Below are 20,336 nucleotides of genomic sequence, written 5' to 3'. Positions count from 1 at the left end.
ATCGCGGATGAACGAACATACGTCGCCTGCATTTTGGCCCGCCCGGGGAAGTCTCCATGAAGGGCGGGCTTTTGTTCTGAAAGAGGATGTTATTTTTACCGTGCTGGCGCAGGAGGGCGGCATCTCCTGGATGAACGCGCGGCATCCCCAGTCCGGCGGTTCGTTTATTATTGCCACCGCGGTCAGCGATGAAGAAGAGGAGCGGGCAACCCGCCTGCTGAAGAACGAGTTTGCCCTGCGCGATCGGCTTCATGACGGCTGGGCCATCCGGCCCGTCGCCTCTACCCAGTACCGCGGACGTTTTGCGCTGGTCTACGCGCCGTTCTGCTTTGAACTGCTGGCGTGCCGGGCAGGCAAGGCGATTTCCGGGATCGCCCGCTTTATTGAGATGGCAATCCGCATCTGCGGTCCCCTGCGTCAGATGCATCTGCACAACCTGATCCACGGCGATATCAAACCCGGGTCGATCTTCGTTCACCATGACGCCACCTGCCGTCTGTGCAGCTTTGGCCTTGCCTGCGGCACCTCCGACGCGTTCTCCCAGACCCGGCTTGCCGCGTCTGGCGGCACGCCCGCCTACATGTCACCGGAACACACCACCCGTACCCGGCGCGCCGTCGACAGCCGGAGCGATCTCTACAGCCTGGGTATCGTGCTGTATGAACTTCTGACCGGGCGATTACCGTTTGAACTGAGCGCGGATGACCAGACCAGCTGGGCGCATTACCACATTGCCTCTGAGCCGCTTGCGCCGGGCCGGGTGCGCCCGGACGTCCCCGGCATGCTGTCGACCATCATCCTTAAGCTGCTGGAGAAGAATCCGGAGAACCGCTATCAGACCGTCGACGGGCTGATTGCCGACCTCAGGCGCTGCCAGGCGACGCTGACGGTTGAAGGCGAAATTGTCGACTTTATTCCCGGCCAGCAGGATCGCTCTCCGGCGATCCATCTGGCCGATTCGCTTTTTTCCGCTCATCCGCAGGCCAGCGACGTCATCGCCGCGTTTGAGCGGGTGAGCCAGAGCGGTGCGCCGGAACTGGTTACGATTGGCGGACCGTCGGGGATCGGCAAATCTTCCGTGATCGCCACCACGCTGAAATCGCTGCAACAGCGCAAGGTGCTGCTGGCGGTGGGCAAGGTCGATCAATATTCCCCCACGCTGCCCTACGGCGTGCTGAGTTCGGCGTTTCGGACGCTCACGCTGCACCTGCTCGGGCTGCCAGCCGGGGAGGTGGCGACGTGGAAGATCCGCCTGACGCGCGCGCTGGAAGGCTACGAGGAGCTGGCCGTCAGCCTGGTGCCGGAGCTGAATTTACTCCTGGAGAACAAACCGCGTTTCTCAGCGGATACGTTTTCCATCGACGCGCGGGCGCGCTTCAGCCATATGGTGCTGGCGCTGGTGAAAACCTTCACCACCCAGGGCACGCCGCTGGTGCTGCTGCTGGATGATGTGCAGTGGATCGACGTCGCCAGCCTGCAAACGCTCGATCACCTGCTGCGTACCTGCGGCGCCATTCCGCTGCTGGTGGTGGTGGCGCACCGCGATCTCAGTTCGCTTTCTGACCCCAGCTTGCAGACCGCGCTGGCGAGCCTGCCGGAAGCGGCGCAGCACGCCACGACGATCGTTCCGCAGCCGCTGTCGGTGAAGGCCGTGGCGCGCTGGCTCGGAGGGATTTTTCATGCCCGCAGCGCCGGCACCACCGATCTTGCCACGCTGATCCATGAAAAAACCGGCGGCAACCCGCTGTTCGTGCAGGAATTTTTCCGCCGCATCGTCGATGACGGGCTGGTAGTGCACAACAAATATCAGGGTAAATGGCATTACGATCTTCAGGCGATCCGCGCCCGGCACTACACCGAAAACGTGGTAACGCTGGTGCTGGAACAGCTCAAGGAGATGCCTGACGAAACGCGCCGTCTGCTGGGCAGCATCGCCTGCCTCGGCTGCACGGGCGAGCTGGAGATGCTGTGCCGCGTGGTGGGACTGTCGGCGGCGGAAATCCGCTACGCGCTTCACCCGGCGGTGACCGCTCAGCTGATTGTGCTGACGGAAAAAGAGTACGCCTTTACCCACGATCGGGTGCAGGAAGCCGCCTTTGCCCTGCTGGATGAGGGCGAGAAAAGCCATCTGCACCTGACCACCGCCAGCCTGCTGGCGGACGCCGCGCGCCAGGCGGCAGGCAATGAGCTGCTGTTCCGCGCGGTTCACCACGTCAGCGCCGCGCTGGACTGCATCCAGCCTGCGCCGCAGCGCCAGAGATTCCGTGAGCTGAGCCTCCAGGCCGCGCGGCGTGCGAAGCGTACCGGGGATTACCTCTCTGCCCTGAGCTATATCCAGACTGCCAGAGCGCTCGGGAATGCGGGTCCGGTCTCGGACTTTATGCTGGATATCGAAGAGGCGGGCTGCGAGTTTGCGCTCGGGCACCTGGAGCGTACGCGCGCGCTGTGCGATACGATCCTCGGCTCACCGGGCGGGCTGACGGAGAAAGCGCTGGCGGCCAACCTGCTGGCGGAAGTCTATATGCGCCAGTCGGAGATCCGCCTGGCGCTGGAGGCCTCGTTGTGCTGGCTGGGCGTGTTCGGGATCCAGGTCAGCCGCTACCCGGAAAATGCCGATTGTGACGAGGCCTGGCAGCAGTTCTGCGAACGCATCGCCGACGCGCCGCAGAACCCGTTTTCTCAGCTGACGCTGATGAAGAATGCAGAGACTGAAGCGGTAATGAACCTGCTTTACAGTGCCAGTATGTTCGCCAGCTTTACCTGCCCTCGGCTGCACTTTTTACTCCTGTGCCGGATGATGCACCTCACGCTCGACCACGGCATTACCGGGGCATCCACCACGGCGATGGCCTGGTTTGGCGTGCTGATTGGCCACCGCTACGCCGAATACCGTCTCGGGTTTGAGTACGGCACGCTGGCTCGCGAGCTGGTAAACCGCCACGGTTATGATGCCTATGAAGCCAAAACCCTGCTGCCGCTCGACCAGCTCAGCGTCTGGACCCAGCCGCTGTCGTACACTATCGAGTGCGCGAAAGCCTGTTTTACCTCAGCGGTGACGCACGGCGACACGACGATGGCCTGCTTCGCAGCCTGTCATCAAATCATTAACTTCCTCTCCCGGGGCGATCATCTGGACGGCGTGTTGACCAGCATCGATCGCGGTCTGGCCTTCGTGCGTAAAACGGATTTCCAGGACATTGAAACCGTTCTGCACATTCAGCGCCGCTACGTGGAGTTTTTACGCACGCCGGTGACGGGCACCTGGAGCGCCGCCCAGGCGCTGCCTGACGATCTGCTGCCCGCACCGCCGGAGCAGGCGCCCGAGCAGACGTCGACCATGCTGTTCTGGTACTGGCTCTATCGCGGGATGGCGCACTTTACCTGCGGCGAATATGCCGACGCGCAGGCGGATTTAGAGATGGCGGGCTGGTATGCGTGGTCCGCGCCGGGCCATATCCATCTGCTGGATTACCATCTTTACAGCGCGCTGGCCCTCTCGCGCCAGCTCACGCCGGAGACCTTTTCGGCGGATTATCGCCGCAGCATTCATCACCACTACGACAAAATTGCCCTCTGGGCGCGGATCAATCCGGGCACGTTTGCCGATAAAGAGGCGCTGATTTACGCCGAAATCGTCCGTCTGGACGGCATGAACAGCATCGCGCTGGAGCAGTATGAAAAGGCGGTGCGCCTCTCGCGGGAGGGCGGGTTTAACCCGGTCAATGCCCTGGCGCACGAGCTGGCGGGGCGTTTCTCGCTGGCCTGCGGCTACCCGACCGCCTCCGACGCCCATTTCCGCGGGTCGATTGCCGCCTGGGGCCGCGCCGGGGCGCAGGCCAAGGTGCGCCAGCTGGAGCAGGATTTCCCGCACCTGCTGGCCTCCGGACAAAGCCGGGCGTATGAGTCGGTGGCGTTCGCCCAGGACGAGGTGATCCGCGATTTACAGAGCGTCATCAAAGCCTCGCGCGCCCTGTCCGAAGAGATTAACCTCGAACGCTTAATCGAAAACCTGATGACGCTGCTGCTCGAACGGGCCGGGGCGCAGCGCGGTCTGCTGCTGCGCGTCAGCGATAATCATATACCGGAAATTGAAGCCAGCGCCTGGACCAGCACCGACGGCGTGCGGGTACGCATCGTGAAAGAGTCACCGATGGCGACGGACATGCCGCTGTCGGTGCTGGCCGCGGTGATCCGCACCGGGCAGGAGATCCGCACCGGCAAGCCGGAGGCGTTCCACCCGTTCAGTCAGGATCCGTACCTGGTGACGTCCGGCGCTGCCGTGATGTGCGTGCCGATGTTTAAGCAGGCGCGGCTGGTGGGCGTGCTGTATCTGGAAAACCGCCTGATGCCGGAGGTGTTTACCGCCGAGCACTCGCGCGTGGTCAGCCTGCTGGGCGCGCAGGCGGCGGTTTCGCTGGAGACGGCGCGGCTTTACGCCGAGCTGCTGGCGGAAAACATCCACCGTCGGCGCGTGGAGAAAGAGCTGCGTGCCAGCCAGACGTCCCTCATGCTGGGCGAGCAGATCAGCCACACCGGCAGCTGGCGCTGGGAGCTGGTGCAGGATCTGATGTTTATCTCCGAAGAGTACGCCCGCATTCTCGGCCTGCCGGAACAGCAAAAAATGCTGTCAATGGCGGAGTTTTTGACCTACGTCCATGAGGACGACTATGGCCGGATTGGCGCCCTCGTTAACCAGAGCGTGCGCGACGGGCTGTCCATGCGCGCGGAGTTTCGCATTATCCGCACCGACGGCTCCGTGCGCTACATTCTGGGGATTGGCGATCCGGTGGGCGTGGGCAGCGAGGTGAACGAGTATTACGGCATCATCACCGACATCACCAGCCAGCGGGCGGCGGAGGATGCGATGCGGGTGGCGCAGGCGGATCTGGCGCGGGTGTCCCGGGCCACCACCGTCGGGCAGCTGACCTCCTCGATCGCCCACGAGATCAACCAGCCGCTGATGTCGATTGTCTCGAACGCCGGGGCGAGCCTGCGCTGGCTTGGCCGCGATCCGGCACGGCTCGACAAGGTGCGCGAGGGGCTGGAGGAGATCGCCGCCGAGGGCGAGCGGGCGGGGGAGATCATCCGCAGCATTCAGTCCCTGACCCGCAAGCAGGATCCCACGCTTACGCGCATCGATCTGCACTTCCTGATCCACCACATTATTATGCTTTCCCGCAGCGAGCTTGAGCTGCGACACATTAGCGTTGATTACCTTTTAAACGCTCACGACAGTTTTATTATTGGCGACAGCGTACAGATCCAGCAGGTGCTGCTTAACCTCGTGATGAACGCGGTGGAAGCGATGGCGGAGATAAAAGATCGCCCGTGCAGCATCACGATCTCCACCGCGAACTGCATTGAAGGAAAGGTGATCTTCGAGATTGCCGATACCGGCAGCGGCATTGAACCGGAGCTTACCGAGCGGATCTTCGACTCGTTCTACTCCACCAAGGCGCAGGGAATGGGGATGGGGCTGACCATCAGCGCCAGCATCATTGAGCGGCACCGGGGAAAACTGAGCGCGCGCCGCAGGGAGCCGCACGGCACGGTGTTTGCCTTTGCGCTGCCGCTTGCCGGCCCGGAGGCGTAAGGGTTATTCCACGGTTTGGCTTTGGGTCAGGCGCTCGACGGCCCTGACCAGCTCGGCCACGGAACGAACCTGCATTTTCTCCATCACCCGGCGGCGGTGCACTTTCACCGTGATCTCGCTGACGCCCAGCTCGGCGGCGATCTGCTTGTTGAGCTTGCCGATGATGGCAAGCTCAAGCACCTCACGCTCGCGCGGGGTGAGGGACATATGGCGCTGCTTCAGGGCGTAGTGCTCTTTGTTGCGCTCGGCGTTGTTTTCCGCCAGCTGAAGGGCGGATTCAATAGCGTCGAGCAGCGCGCTGGATTCGACGGGCTTGGTGAGAAATTCATAAGCCCCGCCTTTAATGGCGCGCACCGACATGGGAATAGTGCCGTGCCCGGTGAGAAAGATAATCGGGATCTCGCGTCCGCTGTCTTTGAGCGCGTCCGCCACCTCAAAACCCGAGATGGCGGGCATTTGCATGTCGAGGATCACGCAGGAGGGCAAATCGTCAAAGGGGTGCTGAAGAAAGGCTTCTGCCGAGGAAAAGCCAAGGGCGTGTAAATCCGCGGATTCCAGCAGCCTGATAACGGACTGCCTGACTGCATCATCGTCATCAACCACATAAACTATGTGTTCCATTCACCGCCCCGGTGTGCGCTCAGTAAATCATTGAGAATAAAAACGGCCCCGAAATGAACGTAAGGGACTGTTTGCTATGCTCATTCATACTAACACATTAATTATCATTATCATTTATCAATATGAAGATGATATGAAAGTGTAATAAAAATGTGGCGATTTAGTTAGTATCGAAACGCTGTTTTTAGAGACTTTCCGGTTGCGGAACCCGAACGCCCGCAAGGCGATATGCATCTTAACCCGCGATGTTTTTGAGTGAGGACGGAGACGGGTAAAACAGGCTACACTCTGGTTTTGAGCGCGACAAGCTGAGGACATAACAATGCACTACACACTGAAAAGCAGTGACGATAAAGAAAAAGCGGAAGGAACGACCGGCGCGGGCGCTCTACAGCAAAAACTGCTGGAATCCCGTTCGATTGTCATCTCCGGCGAGATTAACCAGGAGCTGGCCCAGAAGGTCATCACCCAGCTGATCCTGCTGCAAAGCGTCAGTAACGATCCGATCAAGCTGTACATCAACAGTCAGGGCGGCCACGTGGAAGCGGGCGACACCATCCACGACTTCATCAAGTTCATCCGTCCGGAAGTGCACGTGATCGGCACCGGCTGGGTGGCGAGCGCCGGGATCACCATCTTCCTGGCAGCGAAAAAAGAGCACCGCTACTCGCTGCCGAATACTCGCTTTATGATCCACCAGCCGCTGGGCGGCGTGCGAGGTCAGGCGACGGATATCGAGATCGAAGCGCGCGAGATCATCCGCATGCTGGAACGCGTGAACAAGCTGATTGCTGACGCCACCGGCCAGCCGCTGGAGAAAGTGAAGAAAGACACTGACCGCAACTTCTGGATGTCGCCGGCGGAAGCGCTGGACTACGGGATTGTGGGCAAGCTGATTACCCATTATGACGAGCTGAACCTGGATTAAGTTTTAGCCCGCGCGTGCGTCGGGTGACGGCTTCGCCATACCCGACCTACGCGCGCTCGTTTGACCCATGACAAGTTCCCCCCCAGCCGTCTCCCCTATAATCGCGCCTGTTTACCCTCTCACTGGTGCTAACCATGGCGTATCAACTGAACCTGAACTGGCCGGAATTTCTTGAAAAATACTGGCAAAAACAACCCGTTGTGCTGAAAAATGCCTTCCCGAATTTTGTCGATCCGATTACGCCGGACGAGCTGGCGGGTCTGGCGATGGAGCCGGAAGTCGATAGCCGCCTGGTAAGCCATGCCAACGGCAAGTGGCAGGCGAGCAATGGTCCGTTTGAGCATTTCGATAACCTCGGTGAAACCGGCTGGTCCCTGCTGGCGCAGGCGGTGAACCACTGGCATATGCCCGCCGCCGAACTGGTGCGTCCGTTCCGCGTGCTGCCGGACTGGCGTCTTGATGACCTGATGATCTCCTTCTCCGTTCCGGGGGGCGGCGTGGGGCCGCATATTGATCAGTACGATGTGTTTATCATCCAGGGGATGGGCAGCCGTCGCTGGCGCGTGGGTGACAAGCTGCCGATGCGTCAGTTCTGCCCGCATCCGGCGCTGCTGCATGTCGATCCGTTTGAGCCGATCATCGACGAAGATCTTGAGCCGGGCGATATCCTCTATATTCCGCCTGGATTCCCGCATGACGGCTTCACCCATGAAACCGCGCTCAACTACTCCGTCGGCTTCCGCGGGCCGAACGGCCGCGATCTGATCAGCAGCTTTGCTGATTACGCGCTGGAAAACGATCTGGGCGGCGAGCACTACAGCGATCCGGATCTGACCTGCCGCGAACACCCGGGCCGCGTCGAGCAGTATGAACTCGATCGTATCCGCCAGATGATGATCGACATGATTAGCAAGCCGGACGATTTCACGAAATGGTTTGGCAGCTTCGTCTCCACGCCGCGTCACGAGCTGGATATTGCCGCCGCCGAGCCGCCGTATTCAGCGGAAGAGGTGCTCGACGCGCTGCAAGGGGGCGAAACGCTCTCCCGCCTGAGCGGGCTGCGCGTGCTGAACGTCAACGGTAGCGTGTTTATCAACAGTGAACAGCTGGAAACGGCGGATATGAACGGGGCAGACGCGCTGTGCCGCTACACCGAGCTCGGCCAGGCCGAGCTGGGCGACGCGCTGAATAATCCGGCGTTTGTGGACGAGCTGACCGGATTGATTAACCAGGGCTACTGGTTCTTCGACGAGTAACAGCAGGCGGCGTTTAGTCAGCCTAAACGCCGCTACGTTCAAACCAGCATGTTACACGCCTTCCAGTAGTTCAAAAGCCGCTCGTCGTCCCGCTCTTTCTCCGCTTTGATTTTCATCGCCTGGGCCAGATTCTCTCGCGATACCTCATGGCCTTTTTGCACGATGTCTAAGACCGCTTCACCAAGAGCCAGCGAAATTTCTGCCCGATTATTGTTGCGAATCGTCATAAATACCTCCTCGTTGGTTGCGATAATTTAATTATGAACGGGAAATAATCACTCGGTAATAATTCATCTCATTCTTATTTTTTCAATTCGGCGTTAAATAGACATAATATTCCATTCTGTCAATGATGTTTCAAAATGCTAATAAGCCTTTTAAGCCTGAATTTATGCGCTACAGTTAATTTCGTGCAACAGGCAAATAACCGAAACAGGAGAATGATTATGGTAGATAAAAGCGCAATTAAGGATCACACTCAGGTTGTCGCCAGCTGCGGAACGCACGTCGGGGTTGTGGACCATTTAGACGGCGAGCGTATCAAGCTTGCGAAGAGCGACCCGGAATCGGGCGGCAAGCACCACTTTATTCCTCTCGGCTGGGTCGATAAGGTCGAAGATAATAAAGTTGTCCTGACCAAAAACCATAAAGAGGTTTTTGCTGAGTGGCAGGAAGCATAAAATATATTTCTCGTTAAGAAATATACGCCTTCGCTCCGGCTTTGTCCGGAGCGTAATAGTGTCTGCGCCCGGTGATTGCTGATATGGCAAAGGGATGGTACTGTTTTGCCTGACCTTTCCCCGATGCAGGCCCCGAATTATGCTCCAGAGTGAAAATAGATCAGCGAAACGCCTATTTTTTGTTGAAGATTTTCAGATATTCGGCGAGCGCTACGGCATCGACTACCGTTTCCCGCTGTTACAAGGGGAGCAGGTCAGCGGCAGCCCGGTGTTGCAGGGGAATGTGGAAGAGATGACGCTCTCGTCCGGCATTTCGCTGACCCACTCCGACGTGCATGTATTACAACCCTACGAAACCACATCCCGCCACAGCAGCCCGCTCTATATGCTGGTCGTCCTGGAAGGGTGCGTTACGATCGCGCTCAATGGTATCGACTATCACGTGCGTCCCGGCATGGCGTTCAGCGCCCGTCTGAGTGAGGAACAGGTGATGAGCGCGCGTCACGACGCCGACAGCTCGCTGAAAACGCTCTCGTTTGGCGTGTACCCGCATGAAGCCGGGCGTGAAGCTCTGCTTGAGTCGCTGCTGCTGGAATGGCAAAACCTGAATACACCCACGTTTGTCTGGCACGTTCCCGAGTTTGTTATGTCAGGCATTCAGCATGCGCAGCAGCAGAGGGGAAGCGTGCTCGCGCGTAAGCTATTGCTGGAGGGGCTGATGTACCAGCTGCTCGGCTACGGCCTGAATCAGCGCCAGCAGCCCTGCCCGAGTCGCCCTGAGCATGCGCGTCTGGAACGCGTGCGGAGCATGCTGGAACAGTCTCCTGAACGGGATCATACTCTCGCGCAGCTGGCGGCCCTGGCTGCAATGAGCCCAAGCAGCCTGCGCAGCAAGTTCCGTCAGCGCTACGGCTGCACGCTTTTCGATTATCTCCGCGACTGTCGCCTTGCGCTGGCGCGCCGTTATCTGCTGGAAGGCCACAGCGTGCAGCAGGCGGCCTGGATGTGCGGGTATCAGCATGCCACCAACTTCGCCACCGCGTTTCGTCGTCATTACGGGATTTCTCCGGGCGACGTGCGCAAACTCCGCTAACGTAATTTCGCCCATCGCGCGAACGCATCCCGTGCGGTTTAGCATCGCGCATACGTAACCTGGCGGCGCGCATAGCCGTTTGCACTCTCAAAAAGGTAATAATTCTTATTAACAATAAGAAATATCTCTGGAGAGGGTTATGTTTGCTAAATCGCGTCTGGCACTGCTGGTGGGATGGGTTACCGGTAGCGTCGCTTTTCCTTTACTGGCGCAGGATGCGCAAAAAACTGACACCGTGGTGGTGACCTCGCAGATGCAGTCTGCGGCCACCAAGCTTGAAACGCCGGATATTGAGACTCCGCAGTCGGTCTCTATCGTCACGCGCGAGCAGTTCGAAGAGCAGGGCGCAACCAGTGTGCGTCAGGCCGTGAGCTACACGCCGGGGGTCTACAGCAACCAGATTGGGGCGTCTAACCGCTTTGACTACATGGTGCTGCGCGGCTTCTCTGACGGCAGCCTGGACAACGTCTACCTGGACGGCCTGAAGATGATGGGCGACACCAACTCCCACAGCTCGCTGGTGGTTGATCCGTGGTTCCTGGACAGTATCGAAGTCGTGCGCGGCCCGGCCTCCGTGCTCTATGGCCGTTCATCGCCGGGCGGGATTGTGGCGCTTACCTCCCGTAAGCCGTCGTTCGATCCGGGCGGGGAGATCAAGCTCTTCGCCGGGAACAATAGCCAGCGTGGGGCGATGTTCGACGTCACCGGCCCGGTTGATGATAACGACCGCGTGGCGGTGCGCCTCAGCGGGATGACCCGCTATGCCGATTCCCAGTTCGATCCGCTGAAGGAAGAGCGTTACGCGCTGATGCCGAGCCTGACCTGGCGTATCACCGATAACACCCGTCTGGATCTGATGGCCTACCTGCACCGCGATCCGGAAGGCGGCAGCCACTCCGGCCTGCCGTATGAGGGCACCGTTGTGCCGCACAGCGGGAAGAAAATCTCCAACACGTTCTTTGAAGGTGAAGACGATTACGACAAGTACGATCGTCGGGAAAACATGGTCGGCTATAACCTTGAGCACCTGTTTGACAGCGGCTGGTCCGTGCGCCAGAAGCTGCGCTACCTGCACACCAAAGTGGAGCTGAACCAGGTGTATGCCGCAGGCTGGTTGAATGACACCGAGCTGAACCGCGGCTATTCCGGCTCCGACGAGAAGATGAACGCCATCACCCTGGATAATCAGGTCGACGGCAGCTTCGACACCGGGGCGGTAAACCACCGCGTGCTGATCGGCATGGACTACCAGGACCGCACCAACAACGTGACCGGCTACTATGGCGGCTTCCCGCCGATTGACGCCTTCCACCCGGTTTACGGCGCAAAGCCGGACTACATCACCCAGTACAGCAGGGAAAAGCATAAGCTTCGCCAGACCGGCTACTACCTACAGGATCAGATGTCCGTTGACCGCTGGCGCCTGACGCTCGGCGGGCGTTACGACCAGGTGAGCGTGTCGAACGTCGACAACTTTAACCACACCCGCAGCGATCTGGATAAAAACAACTTCAGCAGTCGCGCGGCGCTGCTGTATCTGTTTGATAACGGCGTTGCCCCGTACGTCAGCTACTCCACCGCCTTTACGCCGACCAGCTTTGCCGACGAGCAGGGCAATATCCTGGATCCGATGAAGGGCAAGCAGTGGGAAGCGGGCGTGAAGTATGAGCCAGAAGGGATGAACAGCCAGTTCAGCGCCTCGGTGTTCCGCATTAACCAGAAGAACATTGCCACCAAAGAGGAGCCGACCGATCCGTACCGTTCCATCGGTGAAATCGAATCTGAAGGCGTTGAGCTGGAGGCGATTGGTCAGCTGACCGACAGCCTGCGCATGCAGGCGGCGTATACCTACACGGATATTCGCTATAAGAAGAGCAGCCCGGAAGAGGAGGGCAAGCGCGCCGTCTATGCCCCGCGTAACATGGCCAGCGCCTGGCTGAGCTACGACGTCAAAACCGGCCCGCTGGACGGCCTGACCGTCGGCTCCGGCGTGCGCTATGTCAACGGGATCGCCAGCGATCGCCAGAACACCCATACGCTTCCGTCGTACACGCTGGTGGACATGGTCGTGGGGTATGACCTGTCGAAAGTGGGGCTCACGGGCGTGAGCGCGCAGCTGAACGTCAATAACCTGACGGACAAAAGCTACGTTGCGGCGTGTAACTCGCTCTCTTACTGCTATTTCGGCGCAGAACGCAGCATTGTGGGCAGCGTTTCGTGGAAGTTCTGAGTCGTTGATTTTGCCGGGTGGCGGCTTCGCCTTACCCGGCCTACTCTATTCCGTAGCGCCACCGGCGCTAAAAAACGAACTACTCCTCCATCGCAATCACAATCGCTTCACCCATCTTTTTCAACGCCTCGCGATGTTTATCCGTCGGCGGCAGCGCCACGTTGATCCGCAGGCAGTTGCGGTACTTCCCTGATGCGGAAAACAGCGACCCGGCCGCCGCCTGGATCTTCAGCCGACACAGCTGCTTGCTCACACACACCATATCCACCGTCTCCGGCAGCTCGACCCACAGCAGGAAGCTTCCCTGCGGGCGGGTGACGCAAATCTCCGCCGGAAAATACTGCCGCACCCAGCAGGTGTAGGTTTCCATATTCTGCTGATAAATCTGGCGCATACGGCGCACGTGGCGATGGTAATGCCCGTCGCGAATAAACGCCGCCACCGCCATCTGCGTGCCCGGCACGTTAAACCCGCCCGCGGCGTACTTCATGTGCATCACCCGGTCGTAATAGCGCCCCGGGACAATCCAGCCGACGCGCAGCCCGGGCGCCACGGTCTTGGTAAATGAGCTGCACAAGATCACGCGGCCATCAATGTCCATCGAGTGAATGGTGCGCGGGCGCGGGTACTCCGCCGCCAGCTCGCCGTAGATATCATCCTCCACAATCACGATATCGTGCCGCTGGGCGAGCGCCAGCACCTGCTTCTTGCGCGCTTCCGGCATGATAAACCCGAGCGGGTTGTTGCAGTTGGGCACCAGGATCACCGCTTTTATCGGCCACTGCTCCAGCGCCAGCTCTAACGCCTCAATGCTGATCCCGGTCTCGGGATCGGTAGGGATTTCAATCGCCTTGATGTCAAACCCGCGCAGCATCTGCATGGTGCCGTGAAACGACGGGGACTCCACCGCCACGATGTCCCCCGGTTTACACACCGAGAGCAGGGCGATCGACAGCGCGCCGTGGCAGCCGTTGGTGATGACAATCTCGTTTGCTGCGACGGTAGAGCCGCCGTCCAGCATCAGGCGGGCGATCTGTTCGCGCAGCTCAAGGCGGCCGTCGAGCACGTCATAGCTCAGCATCTCGCTCGGGTTATGCTGCGCAAGGCGGCTCATCTCGCGCCACAGGGGCTTCAGGCTTGGCTGGTTGATGTCCGGCGAGCCGCCGCCAAACGAAATCATCTCTTTGTCGGCGCGGGCGTCCAGCAGCATCATCACCTCATCCCACTGGGTGACGTCCACCGGGCGCTGCACCGGGCGCGTCATCGCCGGAACGGGCGGCTGGGCTTTGCGTTTCGAGACAAAATAGCCGGAGCGCGGCTGGGGGGTGATCAGCTGAAGGTTTTCGAGGATCTGGTAGGCCTGCTGTATGGTGCTGATGCTCACGCCGTGCTCCTGGCTCAGGGCGCGCACCGACGGCAGACGCTCGCCGCTGCGATACAGCCCTTGTTCAATGCGTTCTGCCAGAAGGTTGGCGAGGTGTTGATAGCGCGTCATGCTGTATCCTTTATTTTCACCATACAGATTGTTAAACCAGTACAGATTGCCGCAAAAAACGGCATGCAGATACCGTTTTAGCGGATCTGTATGTTAAACAAAAGTTGTTTTTGCATCTGTATTGCGCAGGCCGATTTCCAGGATGATAACCCCACTGGCACAGTGAGGAGAGCATCATGGAATTCTACGAGAACCGTTCAAAACGTCCGTTCGTCGTATTTGTCTGGATCGGCAAAACGATCCGCAACTGGTATCGCATCAACCGGACCCGCCGCATCCTGAGCCAGATGAGCGACGAGCAACTCAGGGACGTAGGGTTATCGCGACATGATGTATAACGCGGATCGTAGGCCGGGTAAGGCGCAGCCGCCACCCGGCGATGTTCAGCTCAACAGTTCAAGCGTCTGCCGTTTCGGCCTTTCCAGTAAATCCACCGCCTCCTGATACGTCCGCACGTTGTTATAGCCCATCACCAGCCCGTAGCGTTTGCCCGAGCCGCGATACCACGCTGAGAGGGCATTTACCTGGAGCTGGTGTTCCTGCCAGCAGCGGGCGATCTCCCGGTCCGCGCTTCCCTTTGCTAGGAACGCGACAATATGCATCCCGCCGTCGTTTTGTTCGGTGAAGAACAGGTCACCATAGACCTCACGCAGGGCGGCTATCATCCAGTCGCGGCGGGTCTGATAGAGGGCGCGCATCTTCTTGAGGTGGCGAAAAAAATGCCCCTCGTTGAGAAACGCGGTGAGAATTTTTTGCGTCAGGATTGGCTGGCCGCTGGTGGTGATATCCGCGCAGTCGGTAAACGCGTCGACAGTGCTGGCGGGCATCACCACGTAGCCCATGCGCAGCGACGGCATGATGGTTTTACTAAAGGTGCCCATAAAGATCACCCGGTCGTGCTGGTCGAGGCTTTTCAGCGACGGCAGCACCTTGCGGGTGTAGTGAAACTCTCCGTCGTAATCGTCTTCAACGATCCACGCCTCGTTCTGGCTGGCCCAGTCGAGCAGCTGCTGCTTGCGCGGCAGGGAGAGCGTTACCGCCAGCGGGCTCTGGTGCGACGGGGTGACAATGGCGAAGCGGGCATCGGGGTGATTGCGCAGCAGGTAGTCCGTATCCATCCCTGCGCGATCGACCGGCACGGTGTGCAGGCGGGGCACAATCCGCTTGAGCAGTTGCTGGCCCATAAAATAGCCCGGATCCTCAAACACCACCTTGTCGCTGCGGCTGGCGAGCGTGTCGAGGATCAGGCGCAGGCTGCCGCTGTAGCCGCTGGTAATCAGCACCTGTTCCGCAGTGCAGGATAACCCGCGCGAGATATTCAGATAGCGGGCAATCGCCTCGCGCAGCGGATACCAGCCAAGCACCGGCGGATTGAGCATTTCATCCTGACGCATGGCGCGCGTCGCCTGGCCCGCCAGCAGCAGCCATTTTTTGTAGGGGAAGCTGTCGAGCGCGGGAATGCCGGGACGCAGAAAACCGGCCCGTTCGCGCTGGCTAATCAACGACGGTGGCAGCGTGCCGGTCGCTTGTTCTGCGGGGGCGTTTTGCGCGGGCAGCAGAAGATCCGGGTTCACCCGCGTCCCGCGCGCGCCCTGGCTTACCAGATACCCTTCCCCCGTCAGAATGGCATAGGCCGTTTCAACGGTTTTTCGCGCGACCTTCAGCTCTTCCGCCAGCACGCGGATGGCAGGCACCTTGTCGCCGGGCTTCAGCACGCCGCGCGTGATATTATCGCGGTAGCGGGTATAAATCTCGTGATAGCCCGGCTTCATGTCCTACCTCATTTCATGTTTTTTGTGTCTTTTTACTATGTCATTAACGGCGTAGATTTGCCTCATCGCATGACAAAAACGGCAAAAAAAGAGGAAAGACAATGAGCACTCGCGTAAACCACCATAAAGCCACACCTGCACTCGCCAACGCGCTTTCCGCCCTGAGCATGGAACTGGCGAAAACCTCCATTGACCCGGCGCTGAAGCACCTGATCGACATCCGCGTGTCGCAGCTGAACGGCTGTACCTTCTGCCTGGATATGCACTCTAAAGAGGCCAAAATCGCCGGCGAGCGCGAGCTGCGCCTGTACCATCTGGCGGCGTGGCGCGAATCTCCGCTGTTCAGCGCCCGCGAGAAAGCCGCGCTGGCCTTCACCGAAGCGCTGACCCAGATTGGCGTACACGGGGTGAGCGACGCGCTGTACCGCAGCGTGGCGGAGCACTTCTCGGACGTGGAGATTTCAGAGCTGAACTTCGCCATTGTCGCGATCAACGCCTGGAACCGCCTGGGCATTACCTCCCGCATGGAGCCGGGCTCGCTGGATGCGGCATATGGGCTGAATAAGGCTAATCTGGAATAATCCCGATAACGTTGCGCTTACCGGGCCTACAGTGCGGCCTGCTCCCCTCACCCTAACCCTCTCCCCAAAGGGGCGAGGGGATTAATCCGTGCATATCATTCAGCCCACACTGAGTGGGCGAACTCTCTTTCGCAATTCCTGCGCTTTAACTTCTCGTTTCTTGATACTTACCCTGATAACTATTATCGTAGTGGCGTATTACGAGAGGATTCCCCATGCGTGAAGAAGATCTGTTTAGCCGCAGGCCGATGGGCATGCGGATGGCGATGATCGTGCGTCAGTGGCGCGCCGTCATCGACGACGCCATTCTCGACACCGGGCTAACCCAGTCGAGCTGGACGGTGATGATGCAGCTTCATCAGCTCGGGGATAACGTCTCGGTCAGCGAGCTGGCGGAAGTGCAGGGTATCGAACTGCCCCCGCTGATGCGCACGCTGACGCAGCTGGAAAAGCAGGGTTATCTGCTGCGCACCGTCTCGCCATACGACAAGCGTATCCGGCTGCTGACGCTGACGCCCGAGGGCAAAGCCATCCTTGCGAGGCTCACTCAGGTGATCGAGACGTTTCAGGCGCGCGTATCGCAAAACATCGCGCCGGAACATATCGACATTTTCAGCGCCACGCTCAATCAAATCGCCTGCAATTTGCGGACAATCCGCGAAGAAGATAATAAGACCGAAAAATAATGACTCCTGAACAAAAGTTTGCCCGCTGGGTAAGGGTGAGTATTGCCTCTTTCCTGCTGATGTTTGTCTACTTTATCGTCGCGGATATCTGGATCCCGCTGACGCCGGACTCCACCGTGATGCGCGTGGTGACCCCGGTGTCCGCGCGCGTCTCCGGCTATGTGGCGGCGGTACATGTCCACAATAACAGTCAGGTCAAGAAAGGCGATCTGCTGTTTGAGCTCGACCCCACGCCGTTTCGCAATAAGGTCGAAGCGGCGCAAATCGCGCTGGAGCAGGCGCGTCTGTCTAACGATCAGCTGGACGCGCAGATTGCCGCGGCGCAGGCCAGCCTGAAAACCGCCGTGCTGACGGCGCGTAACGACAAGGTGACCTTCGACCGCTACCAGAAACTGAGCACCTTGCAGAACGTGTCGCAGGCGGATCTGGATAAAGTTCGCACCACCTGGCAGAGCAGCGAGCAGTCCGTCAGCTCGATTCAGGCGAATATTCATAACCTGCGCATTCAGCGCGGCGAGCGGGACGAGCACCGTAACGTGACGCTGCAAAAATACCGTAACGCGCTGGATGACGCGGAGCTGAACCTTGGCTGGACGAAGGTCTACGCCGAGGCGGACGGTACGGTCAGTAATTTGCAATTAAGCCCCGGTTTTTACGCCTCGTCCGGTTCGGCCGCGCTGGCGCTGGTGAACACCCAGACCGATATCGTGGCGGATTTCCGCGAGAAGAGCCTGCGTCATACCCACCAGGGGACGGACGCTGCCGTGGTGTTTGACGCCTTCCCGGGGCAGGTCTTCCGTGCCCACGTGACCAGCAGCGACGCGGGGATCCTTGCAGGCCAGGAGGCGGTGAACGGCCAACTCTCTGAACCGGAAACGTCCAACCGCTGGGTGCGTGATGCCCAGCGTATGCGCATTCACGTGGCGCTGGATGAAGCCTTACCGAAGCCGCTGCCGACCGGCGCGCGCGCCACCGTGCAGCTCTATAATAGCGAAGGGCCGTTTGCGCGATTCTTCTCCGGGATGCAAATCCATCTGGTGAGCCTGCTTCACTATGTCTATTAGCACCCTGGCGCGGGTCTTTACCCCGCACGGCAACATTGTCTACACGGCAAACGACTTTCGCCAGACCCTGCGCATCGTCTTCGCCGGGATGATTGCGCTGAGCATTTCGAGCTTCTACAACACCAGCTACGGCGTGTTTTTCGTGGTCTACCCGATCATGCTCCTCTCGCTGGTGCCGGTATTTAACCGCCACGTGGCGAAGCAGTTTATCTTCAGCGCATCGCTGAACTGCGTCGAAATGGTGATTATCATCGGCTATTTATCGCAATGGCCGATCATTATGACGCTGGTGGTGTTCGCCCTGTACGTGATGCGTTTTCGCTTTATGAGCAAGGGGCCGCTGTTCCTGTTCGGTTCAATGGGCGTGGTATGCCAGAGCGTGATGCTCAACTTTATGAGCTACCCCACCACTAACTGGCACACGCTTTTGTTCTCAAACATCGAAGCGAGCGTGATGGCGGTGTGTCTGAGCGCGCTGATGAATTACCTGCTGCCGGACGTTGAGCCGCGTAAGCCGCCGCCGCTGATCGAGAAAAACGATGCCCGCGTGCGCCACGAGTCGCTGCTCTCCGGCACCGTGGCGACGCTGATTTTCGTGGTTTTCCAGCTAAGCGATCTCAGCGATTCCCTGTCGGCGCTGATGGCGGGCATTCTGATCCTGTTCCCGATGCACTATCGCGGCTCGGTGATCAGCTCTATCTGGCGCGTGGTCGGCGTGGTGCTGGGGTGTCTCTATATCCTTGTCGTTCAGCTTATTCTGTACGATCACAGCAGCCATATGCTGCTGATGATGCCGCTAATCGGCCTTGGGCTGGCGTTTGGGGCACGTCTGCACGTGATGGAGAAGGTTGGCGCCGGGGTAGGCTTCGCCAGTATTACCACCATCGGCATCATGTTCGGACAGAACATGCACCCGGACAGCGACCTGGTGTTCAGCGATCTGTACCGCATCACCTCCGTCACCTTCGCGCTGGTGGTCACCCTGACGATGGTCTTTCTGGTGCACCTGATCCTGAACCGCTTCGAGGCGACGCGCTACGTTATCGCGCCGCCAAAAGCGGATTAGTGCGCCAGCACGGCTGGCAGTTGCGAGAGTAAAAACAGGATCAGGCCAATCGTCCCGCCCACTAATGTGCCGTTGACGCGGATAAACTGTAGGTCTTTGCCTATGTTAAGCTCGATCTGGCGTGACATATCTTTGGCGTCCCAGCTTTTCACCGTGTCGCTGATATGGCGCGTCAGGAACGCCGCAAAATCCGGCGCGACGCGGTGCGCCGCCTGCTCCAGATGCTCGTTCAGCGACGCGCGCAGGCTGGCATCATTCGATAGCGTCTCACCAAACCACAGCCCGGCGTTGGCGATGCGCTGCTTCACGCGCGAGTCCTCGCTTTGCATATCCGCCTTTAGCCACTGGCGAAGGTCGGCCCACATTTCACCCAGATAACGGTTAAACGCTTCATCATTCTTCAGATAATGCTTGATGTTGTCGGCTTTGGCCGCCATCTCCGGGTCGTTTTTCAGGTTGTCGATAAGCTTCAGCGTGGCGCGATCAAATGCCCGGCGGATCTGGTGCGTGCGGTCGTGGCTGATATCGTCCAGCAGCGTGTTCACCGCGTTCGACACCATCTCTGCGCTCTGATCGCCCAGCCACTCGGTGGGCAGCACCATCGCCTTGCGGGGGTGCTCGGTCTTCAGCCAGTGGACAATCTGGTCAGAGATAAACTCCCGCGTGCTTTCCCGCTGAATCAGCGTAATCAGGCGGTTGATGATGGCGTCCAGCAGCACCTGGTGGCGGTTGTTTTTAGTCATGCTTTCCAGCATCACGGCGCTGGTTTCGGTGAAATCGACCTTGTCGATAGCCTTATGCACCGCGCGTTTGAGCAGGCGCTGAATGCGCCCGTCGTCGGTCAGCTCAAGAAAACCGCTCATCACCTGCATCAGATGCAGCCCGACGCGCTGGGCGTTGTCGGGCTTGCTGAACCAGGCACCGATCATCTGCGCCGGCTCGTAGCGGCGAATTAACGCGACCAGCGACTGGGTATCCAGAAACTTCTCCTGCACGAACTGGCCGAGATTGTCGCCAATCCGGTCCTTATTGCGCGGGATGATTGCCGTATGGCGTGAAATGAACGGAATGGGCACCCTGCGAAACAGCGCGACGACGGCAAACCAGTCCGCCAGCGCGCCGACCATCGCCGCCTCGGCAATGGCCTTCACGCCGCGTACCCAGAAGGTCTGCGGCAGAAACAGGGTGGTGATAAAGGCCGCAGCGGCAATCAGCAGCAGCGACAGCGCAAGAAGCTTGGCGCGTTTGAGTTCAGCTATTTTTTCCATGGG

16 protein-coding genes are annotated in these 20,336 nt (G+C 59.3%); 11 read left to right on the top strand and 5 right to left on the bottom strand.

Features of this window, described 5'->3' with window-relative positions; translation table 11 throughout:
- Positions 1 to 7: 7 nt before the first annotated feature.
- A complete protein-coding gene (locus N5C09_RS15310; RefSeq protein ID WP_279749343.1) occupies positions 8 to 5,593 on the top strand; it encodes an ATP-binding sensor histidine kinase in 5,586 nt (1,861 codons plus the stop codon).
- Between the two features lie 3 nt (positions 5,594 to 5,596).
- On the opposite strand, the gene N5C09_RS15305 is transcribed toward N5C09_RS15310, so the two are convergent.
- On the bottom strand, positions 5,597 to 6,214 hold the full coding sequence (locus N5C09_RS15305; RefSeq protein ID WP_204642600.1) for a response regulator: 618 nt from the start codon (positions 6,212 to 6,214) through the stop codon (positions 5,597 to 5,599).
- Between the two features lie 322 nt (positions 6,215 to 6,536).
- Here N5C09_RS15305 and N5C09_RS15300 point away from each other — a divergent pair, with 322 nt between their 5' ends.
- Positions 6,537 to 7,142: an ATP-dependent Clp protease proteolytic subunit gene (locus N5C09_RS15300; RefSeq protein WP_063450782.1), complete on the top strand. Its 606-nt coding sequence runs from the start codon at positions 6,537 to 6,539 to the stop codon at positions 7,140 to 7,142.
- Between the two features lie 134 nt (positions 7,143 to 7,276).
- Positions 7,277 to 8,398 carry a cupin domain-containing protein gene (locus tag N5C09_RS15295; RefSeq protein WP_107534619.1) on the top strand — a complete coding sequence of 374 codons (1,122 nt, stop codon included), beginning with the start codon at positions 7,277 to 7,279 and terminating at the stop codon, positions 8,396 to 8,398.
- A 38-nt stretch (positions 8,399 to 8,436) separates the two neighbouring features.
- Here the strand turns inward: N5C09_RS15295 and N5C09_RS15290 are convergent, their stop codons facing one another.
- On the bottom strand, positions 8,437 to 8,625 hold the full coding sequence (locus N5C09_RS15290) for a hypothetical protein (RefSeq protein ID WP_047363975.1): 189 nt from the start codon (positions 8,623 to 8,625) through the stop codon (positions 8,437 to 8,439).
- 219 nt (positions 8,626 to 8,844) lie between these two features.
- Here N5C09_RS15290 and N5C09_RS15285 point away from each other — a divergent pair, with 219 nt between their 5' ends.
- From N5C09_RS15285 to foxA, 3 genes are all read left to right on the top strand, one after another.
- On the top strand, positions 8,845 to 9,078 hold the full coding sequence (locus tag N5C09_RS15285) for a DUF2171 domain-containing protein (RefSeq protein ID WP_003863067.1): 234 nt from the start codon (positions 8,845 to 8,847) through the stop codon (positions 9,076 to 9,078).
- A gap of 139 nt (positions 9,079 to 9,217) precedes the next feature.
- Positions 9,218 to 10,171, top strand: coding sequence for an AraC family transcriptional regulator (locus N5C09_RS15280; protein ID WP_279749342.1), 954 nt, complete (start codon positions 9,218 to 9,220; stop codon positions 10,169 to 10,171).
- 121 nt (positions 10,172 to 10,292) lie between these two features.
- Positions 10,293 to 12,401 carry a ferrioxamine B receptor FoxA gene (gene foxA, locus N5C09_RS15275; RefSeq protein ID WP_112792168.1) on the top strand — a complete coding sequence of 703 codons (2,109 nt, stop codon included), beginning with the start codon at positions 10,293 to 10,295 and terminating at the stop codon, positions 12,399 to 12,401.
- A 79-nt stretch (positions 12,402 to 12,480) separates the two neighbouring features.
- Here the strand turns inward: foxA and N5C09_RS15270 are convergent, their stop codons facing one another.
- Positions 12,481 to 13,896, bottom strand: a complete 1,416-nt coding sequence (locus N5C09_RS15270) for a PLP-dependent aminotransferase family protein (RefSeq protein ID WP_193033976.1) — start codon at positions 13,894 to 13,896, stop codon at positions 12,481 to 12,483.
- A 176-nt stretch (positions 13,897 to 14,072) separates the two neighbouring features.
- Between N5C09_RS15270 and N5C09_RS15265 the strand changes: the two genes are divergently transcribed.
- On the top strand, positions 14,073 to 14,234 hold the full coding sequence (locus tag N5C09_RS15265; protein ID WP_107534623.1) for a DUF1127 domain-containing protein: 162 nt from the start codon (positions 14,073 to 14,075) through the stop codon (positions 14,232 to 14,234).
- Positions 14,235 to 14,279: 45 nt separating this feature from the next.
- On the opposite strand, the gene N5C09_RS15260 is transcribed toward N5C09_RS15265, so the two are convergent.
- Positions 14,280 to 15,668, bottom strand: a complete 1,389-nt coding sequence (locus N5C09_RS15260; protein ID WP_279749341.1) for a PLP-dependent aminotransferase family protein — start codon at positions 15,666 to 15,668, stop codon at positions 14,280 to 14,282.
- Positions 15,669 to 15,769: 101 nt separating this feature from the next.
- Here N5C09_RS15260 and N5C09_RS15255 point away from each other — a divergent pair, with 101 nt between their 5' ends.
- From N5C09_RS15255 to N5C09_RS15240, 4 genes are all read left to right on the top strand, one after another.
- Complete coding sequence (locus N5C09_RS15255; RefSeq protein ID WP_279749340.1) at positions 15,770 to 16,249, top strand: carboxymuconolactone decarboxylase family protein; 480 nt, start codon at positions 15,770 to 15,772, stop codon at positions 16,247 to 16,249.
- A gap of 215 nt (positions 16,250 to 16,464) precedes the next feature.
- Entirely contained in the window at positions 16,465 to 16,935 is a 471-nt protein-coding gene (locus N5C09_RS15250) for a MarR family transcriptional regulator (RefSeq protein WP_193033981.1), read from the top strand.
- Positions 16,932 to 17,999, top strand: coding sequence for an HlyD family secretion protein (locus N5C09_RS15245; RefSeq protein ID WP_107534625.1), 1,068 nt, complete (start codon positions 16,932 to 16,934; stop codon positions 17,997 to 17,999). Before N5C09_RS15250 ends, N5C09_RS15245 begins: the two co-directional genes overlap by 4 nt.
- Positions 17,989 to 19,065 carry a DUF2955 domain-containing protein gene (locus N5C09_RS15240; RefSeq protein WP_279749339.1) on the top strand — a complete coding sequence of 359 codons (1,077 nt, stop codon included), beginning with the start codon at positions 17,989 to 17,991 and terminating at the stop codon, positions 19,063 to 19,065. The genes N5C09_RS15245 and N5C09_RS15240 overlap by 11 nt, the downstream gene beginning before the upstream one ends.
- Here the strand turns inward: N5C09_RS15240 and N5C09_RS15235 are convergent.
- Complete coding sequence (locus N5C09_RS15235; protein ID WP_107534626.1) at positions 19,062 to 20,333, bottom strand: DUF445 domain-containing protein; 1,272 nt, start codon at positions 20,331 to 20,333, stop codon at positions 19,062 to 19,064. The genes N5C09_RS15240 and N5C09_RS15235 overlap by 4 nt on opposite strands.
- Between the last annotated feature and the right edge of the window lie 3 nt (positions 20,334 to 20,336).

It is taken from the genome of Enterobacter sp. GD03975 (genome assembly GCF_029838645.1).
Taxonomy (GTDB): Bacteria; Pseudomonadota; Gammaproteobacteria; order Enterobacterales; family Enterobacteriaceae; genus Enterobacter; species Enterobacter quasihormaechei.
This window is presented reverse-complemented; position numbering and strand designations above follow the sequence as displayed.